Consider the following 7,386-nt stretch of genomic DNA (forward strand, 5'->3'; position numbering starts at 1 on the left):
GCTATGCAATAAAATCAAGGTAGGATTTAAGGAAATGAATAAAATCAGGCGTGCCACAAAAGGCGATACTTTCTTCATCATAGTAATGGAAATCCTCTTCTAAGATTTCATCGGATTCCATCATTAGGTTATTGGCACGTACCATCACTTCATCAGCATTTAAAAAGAGCGTATATTCTGTACCAATCAAGCGGGTTTCTTGATTCTCAGTTAGTTGCTGAGCGGTAGAAAGTGCGGTCAAAATCGCTTGTGGATTTGACCGCACTTCCGTATTGAACCAATTGGCAAGGGCAATGTGTTCCATTGAACATTTAGCCGTAATATTGCCCAAATGAGAAGTAAATTGAAAATCCATATTAAATACTGAAAGAGGATCCGCAACCACAAGTACTGGAGGCATTTGGGTTATTGACGATAAAGCGGGAACCTTCTAAGCCTTCCGTATAATCAACGGTACCACCGATCAAATATTGCAAACTCATTGGGTCAATCACAAGTTGTACACCGGATTTTTCGATAGTTAAGTCACCTTCATTTACTGTTTCATCAAAGGTAAAACCATATTGGAAACCGCTGCAACCCCCACCGGTAATATAAACACGGAGTTTAAGATTGTTATTTTCTTCTTCGCTAATTAAACTTTTTACTTTATTGGCAGCCGCATCGGTAAATATAAGCGGGACGGCAAGATTATCTGTCATATTATTTTCCACTTTCCTAAATTTGAATTGGGCTATTATCCAATAACCGACTAAGGCATTCAAGATTTTTCACGGAAATCGTGCTACAATTCGCAACATTGTTATGTTCAAATAGCGAGGAATAAAATGGCAATTCCATTAAGAACTGAAGAAGAAATTGTAAAATTACGTGAAGCGTGTAAATTGGCTGCAGATGTATTGGTCATGATTGAACCTTATGTCAAAGCAGGCGTTACAACGGGGGAATTGGACCGTATTTGCCACGAGTATATGGTCAATGAACAAAAAGTGATTCCGGCTTGCCTAAATTATCATGGTTTTCCTAAGGCAACTTGTATTTCTATTAACGAGGTGGTTTGTCATGGTATTCCAAGTTCGGACAAAGTGCTGAAAAATGGTGATATTGTCAATATTGACGTGACGGTGATAAAGGATGGCTATTTTGGCGATAACTCAAAAATGTATGTTGTGGGAGAAACCAATATTCGTAGCCAAAAATTAGTGGACGCGGCACAAGAGGCGCTCTATGTTGGTTTACGTACGGTAAAACCGGGTATTCGCTTAAATGAAATCGGCAAAGCGGTGCAAAAATATACGGAAAGCCAAGGTTTTAGCGTGGTACGGGAATATTGTGGACATGGTATTGGTACAGAATTCCATTGCGATCCGCAAGTGTTACATTATTATGCCGATGATGGTGGGGTGATTTTAAAACCGGGTATGGTGTTTACCATTGAACCGATGATTAACGCCGGTAAGAAAGAAGTGCGTGTAATGGGGGACGGCTGGACGGTGAAAACCAAAGATCGTAGCCATTCTGCACAATATGAGCATCAAATTGTGGTGACAGAAACCGGCTGTGAAGTAATGACGATTCGTGATGAAGAAATTCAAGAAGGTCGGATTCAACGTCTTATGGTGAATATTTAAATTAATTATGAAAGCCCACTTTGGTGGGCTTTCCTTTTATAATGTGTATCAAATAAATTTAATTGAGATCGTTATGCTTTTCCCTTTCGATATTCATTCTCCTCTCACCCCAAGTGCGGTCAAAATTCAGCGTGAAAATCTTAAACAATTTGAGCTGAATAATTTTTCACAATATTCTGTTTTCGAATTGATCGAAAATCGCACGGATTTTTATGATGCTTTATTGCAACGGCTATGGACCCAAATTGGGTTGGATAAACAACCTCAACTTTCTCTCATTGCCGTTGGTGGCTATGGGCGGCGGGAAATGTTTCCACTGTCAGATTTAGATTTCTTAATTCTCACTGCACAAATTATGTCTGTCGAAATAGAAGAAAAGGTCGTGCAATTTGTTCAGTTTTTATGGGATTGTGGTTTTGAAGTCGGACATTCAGTACGTACGCTGGCACAATGTGAGAGTGAAGGGCGGGAAGACATTACGATTGCAACAAATTTGTTTGAAGCCAGATTTCTCGCAGGAAACCGACCGCACTTTGAATCGCTTTGTGAACGGGTGAAAGCCGATAATTTTTGGTCAAAAGAAGCCTTTTTTAATGCGAAAGTGCAAGAACAAACCGAACGTTATCAGCGTTATCACAACACGAGTTACAATCTTGAACCGGATATTAAATACAGCCCCGGTGGTTTGCGGGATTTGCATTTGTTGTATTGGGTGGCATTGCGTCATACAGGGGCTCAGACCTTGGAGACAATTTTAAAAAGCGGTTTTATTTATCCGCAAGAATATCAACAGTTACAAGAAAGTCGGGCGTTTCTGTTTAAAATGCGGTTTGCTTTGCATCTCATTTTGAAACGCTATGACAATCGTTTATTATTTGATCGCCAAATCAAAGTGAGTGAATTACTGGGTTTCAAAGGAGAAGGAAATCAAGGCGTAGAAAAAATGATGAAACAGTTTTTCCAGTCGCTACAGCGTATTTCCCTTATCAGCAATCTTCTGATTCAGCATTACCGAGAGCATTTTTTATCACCACATTATGATATTTTTATTCATCAATTAGATGATGATTTTGAGCTGATAAATAAACGTTTATGCTTACGTAAGCCGAATTTATTTTTTGAACAACCTGAACGTATTCTTGATTTATTCTTTTATTTAACCCGGTTTGAACAAGCAACGGTTCATTCCGAAACTTTACGTAGGCTGCGCCTTGCACTAGAACAATTACCACAAAAATTGTGTGAAATTCCCGCCGCACGTGAAAAATTTTTACGTTTATTTAATCAGAAAAATGCCATTTCTCGAGCTTTTGTTCCTATGCATCAATATGGTGTCCTGACGGCTTATCTCCCTCAATGGCAGGCAATTGAAGGACTTATGCAATTTGATTTATTCCATATTTATACCGTGGATGAACATACTTTACGGGTGATGTTAAAACTGGAAAGTTTTTTATTTGAAGAAAATGCCTCTAAGCACCCTATTTGTCATCGTTTATTTAGCCAATTTTCTGACCGCACTTTGTTGTATATTGCCGCATTATTTCACGATATTGCGAAAGGGCGAGGAGGCGATCATGCAGAACTTGGTGCGGTAGATGTGATGGAGTTTGCCCAATTACATGGTTTTGATCGACATGAAACGGATACCTTGAGTTGGTTGGTGAAGGCACATTTGCTTATGTCCGTTACCGCACAACGGCGTGATATTTATGATCCGGAAGTGGTGATGAAGTTTGCGGAAGAGGTACAGAATCAAGTTCGACTAGATTATTTAACCTGCCTCACAGTTGCAGATATTTGTGCCACTAATAGTACCCTTTGGAATAGTTGGAAGCGATCGCTTTTTTCTTCTTTGTATCATTTTACTCAACAGCAATTCAGTCAGGGTATGGTGGAATTATTGGATTACTCGGAAAAATCAGAAGAAAATCGCCGCTTGGCATGGCAAATCTTGCAATCCTCATTGCTCTCTATTTCTGAGGAAACCGTCCTGCTATTATGGGGGCGTTGCCCTGAGGAGTATTTTCTACGTAATACGCCTAAACAAATTGCGGGACATACGGCATTGTTGGTGGATTTTTCCGGTGAATTACTGGTGAAAGTGACAAATCGTTTTTCTCTTGGCGGAACAGAAGTGTTTATTTATTGCCAGGATCAGCCACACTTATTTAATAAAGTGGTGACGACCATCGGGGCGAAAAAATTCAGTATCCATGATGCGCAAATTATTACGGCACAAGATGGCTACGTATTCGACAGTTTTATCATTACAGAACTTAACGGCAATTTAGTCAAATTTGATCGTCGCCGTGAATTAGAAGGGGCGCTGACAAAAGCATTACAAAGTGAAAAAACGTTGTTATCCTCAATGGTTTCCAATCGCCAATTACAGCATTTCAGTGTGAAAACAGATGTTCGTTTTTTACATGAAAATAAAACGGAGCATACGGAAATGGAATTGATTGCATTGGATAAACCGGGCTTGTTGGCGGAAGTGAGTCAAATCTTCAATGATCTCCAGCTAAATTTGCTGAATGCTAAAATTACGACCGTAGGTGAAAAAGCGGAAGATTTTTTCATCTTAAAAAATAAAGACAATAAAGCCTTAACATTGGAAGAAAGAGAAACACTGCGTCAGGTTATTGAGCAAAAGATTAAATGAGAAAAAAGTGCGGTTAAATTTGACCGCACTTTTGAGGATTAGCGAAGGGAAGCAAAGGCGATATCGGCCGCTTCCAGCGTTTTGGCAATGTCTTCATCGGTATGAGCAAGAGACATAAAGCCAGCTTCAAATGCAGATGGGGCAAGATAGACACCTAAATCTAACATCTTATGGAAGAAAATTTTGAATTTTTCCGTATCACATTTCATCACCTCCGCATAAGAGGTCACTTCTTTTTGATCGGTAAAGAAAATGCCGAACATTCCACCTACATAATTTACGACAAACGGAATGTTGTGTTTTTCCGCCAACGCTTTTAAACCTAAACAGAGTTTTCCGGTTTTTTCGGCGAGGTTTTGTTCGTTCCCTGCTGTTTTTAATTCATTTAAACAAGCTAAACCTGCCGCCATCGCGATTGGATTACCGGAAAGTGTACCTGCTTGGTAAACCGGACCTGTTGGCGCAAGATATTCCATCACGGCCTTTTTCCCCCCTACGGCACCTACAGGCATTCCTCCGCCAATAACCTTACCAAGTGTGGTGAGATCAGGTGTAACATCATAATAAGATTGTGCTCCGGCAAGTGCCACACGGAATCCCGTCATCACTTCGTCAATAATGAACAATGCGCCATATTTGTCACAAAGTTCACGTAATCCCTGCAAGAAACCGGCTTTCGGTGGGATACAATTCATATTGCCGGCAACAGGTTCGATAATTACGCAGGCGATACTATCGGGGAACTGTTCAAATAATTGTTTAACCGAATCTAAGTTGTTGTATTCGGCGGTAAGGGTATGTTTGGCAAAATCTTCCGGCACACCGGGAGAACTTGGTTGACCGAGTGTGAGTGCTCCGGAACCTGCTTTGACTAAAAGAGAATCCGAATGGCCATGATAGCAACCTTCAAATTTTAAAATTTTGTCTCGACCGGTATAACCACGGGCAAGACGAATGGCCGTCATCGTCGCTTCGGTGCCGGAACTCACCATTCTCACCATTTCAATAGAAGGCATCAGTTCGCAAACCAGTTCGGCAAGATCAATTTCTGAAGGTGTAGGTGCACCGAAACTCAATCCATTTTCTGCCGCTTTCAATACGGCATTTAAAATAGTGGGATGGTTATGTCCTAAAATCATAGGCCCCCAAGAACCCACATAATCAATATATTGTTTGCTATCCGTATCATAAATATAAGCACCTTGTGCTTTTTGAATAAATACCGGCGTTCCCCCTACGCCTTTAAAAGCTCGAACGGGAGAATTAACGCCACCGGGAATAATTTGTTGTGCACGAGAGAAAAGTGCGGTTGAATTTGTCATTGTTTTTCCTTAATGATAAAAAGTGGTGTTATTGTACTGAAAAATGCAGGCTTTGTTAAAAATATCTTTCTTGCTAAATTTTCCTTATGTTATCCTTTACAAAAATTATGAAGGTCAATCTATGTTAAGTCTTATTGTTACTTTTCTTGGTGCATTTCTGACCTTAATGGTTATGCGCCCTATTGCGAATAAAATCGGTTTGGTGGATAAACCGAATTATCGCAAGCGTCACCAAGGGGCAATCCCATTAATTGGTGGTGTTTCCCTGTTTATGGGAAATCTCTGTTATTACTTAATGGAGTGGGATCAACTTCGTCTTCCTTATTTATATCTATTTAGTATTTTCGTGCTGCTTGCCATTGGAATCTTAGATGATCGCTTTGATATTAGTCCTTTTTTACGGGCTGGAATTCAAGCAGTACTGGCTATTTTGATGATTGATCTCGGGAATGTTTATCTTGATCATTTTGGGCAAATTTTAGGGCCTTTCCAATTAACGCTTGGTTCTATCGGATTAGTGATTACGGTATTTGCCACCATTGCGATTATTAATGCCTTTAATATGATTGACGGTATCGATGGTTTGCTTGGTGGATTGTCCTGTGTTTCCTTTGCAGCGATTGGTATTTTAATGTTTCGTGACGGGCAAATGGATATGGCGCATTGGAGTTTTGCTTTGATCGCCGCCATGCTACCTTATTTAATGTTAAATCTCGGCATTCCGTTTGGACCAAAATACAAAGTCTTTATGGGAGATGCTGGAAGTACGTTGGTGGGTTTTACGATCATTTGGATTTTGTTATTAAGTACTCAAGGTAAAGGTCATCCAATGAATCCTGTAACGGCACTTTGGGTGATTGCAATACCATTGATTGATATGGTGGCGATTATTTACCGTCGTTTAAGAAAAGGGAAAAGCCCGTTTCGACCTGACCGTTTACACGTACATCATTTAATGGTGCGAGCCGGTTTGACATCACGCCAAGCTTTTCTTTTAATTACTTTAATGTCCGCTATTTGCGCAACAATTGGTATTTTAGGCGAAATTTACTATATTAATGAATGGGTAATGTTTATTGGATTTTTTGTATTGTTCTTTCTTTATGTTTATTCCATTACAAGAGCATGGAGAATTACTCGTTTTGTACGGAGAATGAAACGTAGAGCAAGAAAAGCGAAAATATAGTAGTGATTAGTCTGTAAATAATCGTTGAACGTTTTTAAAGTGAGCGGAATATTTACAAAATCTATACAAATTGAATAAAAAACTATCTTTCAGGAAAAATTTTAAAAAAAGTGCTAGACAAGGTATATCGAAATCATTAATATACGCCCCGCAACGACGCAGTACGCGTTCGTAGCTCAGTTGGATAGAGCGTTGGCCTCCGGAGCCAAAGGTCGCAAGTTCGAATCTTGTCGAGCGCGCCAGAGTCAATGCAATCTTCAATGGTGGCTATAGCTCAGTTGGTAGAGCCCTGGATTGTGATTCCAGTTGTCGTGGGTTCGAATCCCATTAGCCACCCCATCTTTTATAAGATTTTATCGGCGAGTAGCGCAGCTTGGTAGCGCAACTGGTTTGGGACCAGTGGGTCGTAGGTTCAAATCCTATCTCGCCGACCATTTTTTGCTCTTTAACAACTTATCAGACAATCTGTGTGGGCACTTGTTGATTGACTTATTGAAAATATTTTAATTTTGAAGTCTTAATAGGTGCAGAACTAGAAATTCATATTACTTTTTACTTTAAGTTTAAGTAGTGTTTTTATTT

6 protein-coding genes and 3 tRNA genes are annotated in these 7,386 nt (G+C 39.8%); 6 read left to right on the forward strand and 3 right to left on the reverse strand.

Annotation, left to right across the window (positions count from 1 at the left end; translation table 11 throughout):
* Nucleotide 1 precedes the first annotated feature (1 nt).
* Both BKK47_RS10740 and erpA read right to left on the reverse strand, forming a co-directional pair.
* Nucleotides 2–355, reverse strand: a complete 354-nt coding sequence (locus tag BKK47_RS10740) for a YacL family protein (RefSeq protein ID WP_077494826.1) — start codon at nucleotides 353–355, stop codon at nucleotides 2–4.
* A 1-nt stretch (nucleotide 356) separates the two neighbouring features.
* Nucleotides 357–701 carry an iron-sulfur cluster insertion protein ErpA gene (erpA, locus tag BKK47_RS10745; protein ID WP_077494827.1) on the reverse strand — a complete coding sequence of 115 codons (345 nt, stop codon included), beginning with the start codon at nucleotides 699–701 and terminating at the stop codon, nucleotides 357–359.
* A gap of 126 nt (nucleotides 702–827) precedes the next feature.
* Between erpA and map the strand changes: the two genes are divergently transcribed.
* Together map and glnD are read left to right on the forward strand one after the other, a co-directional pair.
* Nucleotides 828–1,631, forward strand: coding sequence for a type I methionyl aminopeptidase (gene map / locus BKK47_RS10750; protein ID WP_077494828.1), 804 nt, complete (start codon nucleotides 828–830; stop codon nucleotides 1,629–1,631).
* 73 nt (nucleotides 1,632–1,704) lie between these two features.
* Complete coding sequence (glnD, locus tag BKK47_RS10755; RefSeq protein WP_077494833.1) at nucleotides 1,705–4,296, forward strand: bifunctional uridylyltransferase/uridylyl-removing protein GlnD; 2,592 nt, start codon at nucleotides 1,705–1,707, stop codon at nucleotides 4,294–4,296.
* Nucleotides 4,297–4,334: 38 nt separating this feature from the next.
* Here glnD and hemL read toward each other — a convergent pair whose 3' ends face one another.
* Nucleotides 4,335–5,618, reverse strand: a complete 1,284-nt coding sequence (gene hemL, locus BKK47_RS10760; RefSeq protein ID WP_077494829.1) for a glutamate-1-semialdehyde 2,1-aminomutase — start codon at nucleotides 5,616–5,618, stop codon at nucleotides 4,335–4,337.
* A gap of 121 nt (nucleotides 5,619–5,739) precedes the next feature.
* Between hemL and wecA the strand changes: the two genes are divergently transcribed.
* The 4 genes from wecA to BKK47_RS10780 all read left to right on the forward strand — a co-directional run bounded on the left by wecA (nucleotide 5,740) and on the right by BKK47_RS10780 (nucleotide 7,238).
* The gene (wecA, locus tag BKK47_RS10765; protein ID WP_077494830.1) at nucleotides 5,740–6,804 is read left to right on the forward strand and encodes a UDP-N-acetylglucosamine--undecaprenyl-phosphate N-acetylglucosaminephosphotransferase; all 1,065 of its coding nucleotides are present in this window, start codon (nucleotides 5,740–5,742) and stop codon (nucleotides 6,802–6,804) included.
* A gap of 165 nt (nucleotides 6,805–6,969) precedes the next feature.
* Nucleotides 6,970–7,046 (forward strand) — tRNA-Arg (locus BKK47_RS10770).
* Between the two features lie 21 nt (nucleotides 7,047–7,067).
* Nucleotides 7,068–7,143: transfer RNA gene (locus BKK47_RS10775), tRNA-His, on the forward strand.
* Nucleotides 7,144–7,161: 18 nt separating this feature from the next.
* Nucleotides 7,162–7,238 (forward strand) — tRNA-Pro (locus BKK47_RS10780).
* Nucleotides 7,239–7,386: the final 148 nt, after the last annotated feature.

The sequence above is a fragment of the Rodentibacter mrazii genome (assembly GCF_001998825.1).
Taxonomy (GTDB): Bacteria; Pseudomonadota; Gammaproteobacteria; order Enterobacterales; family Pasteurellaceae; genus Rodentibacter; species Rodentibacter mrazii.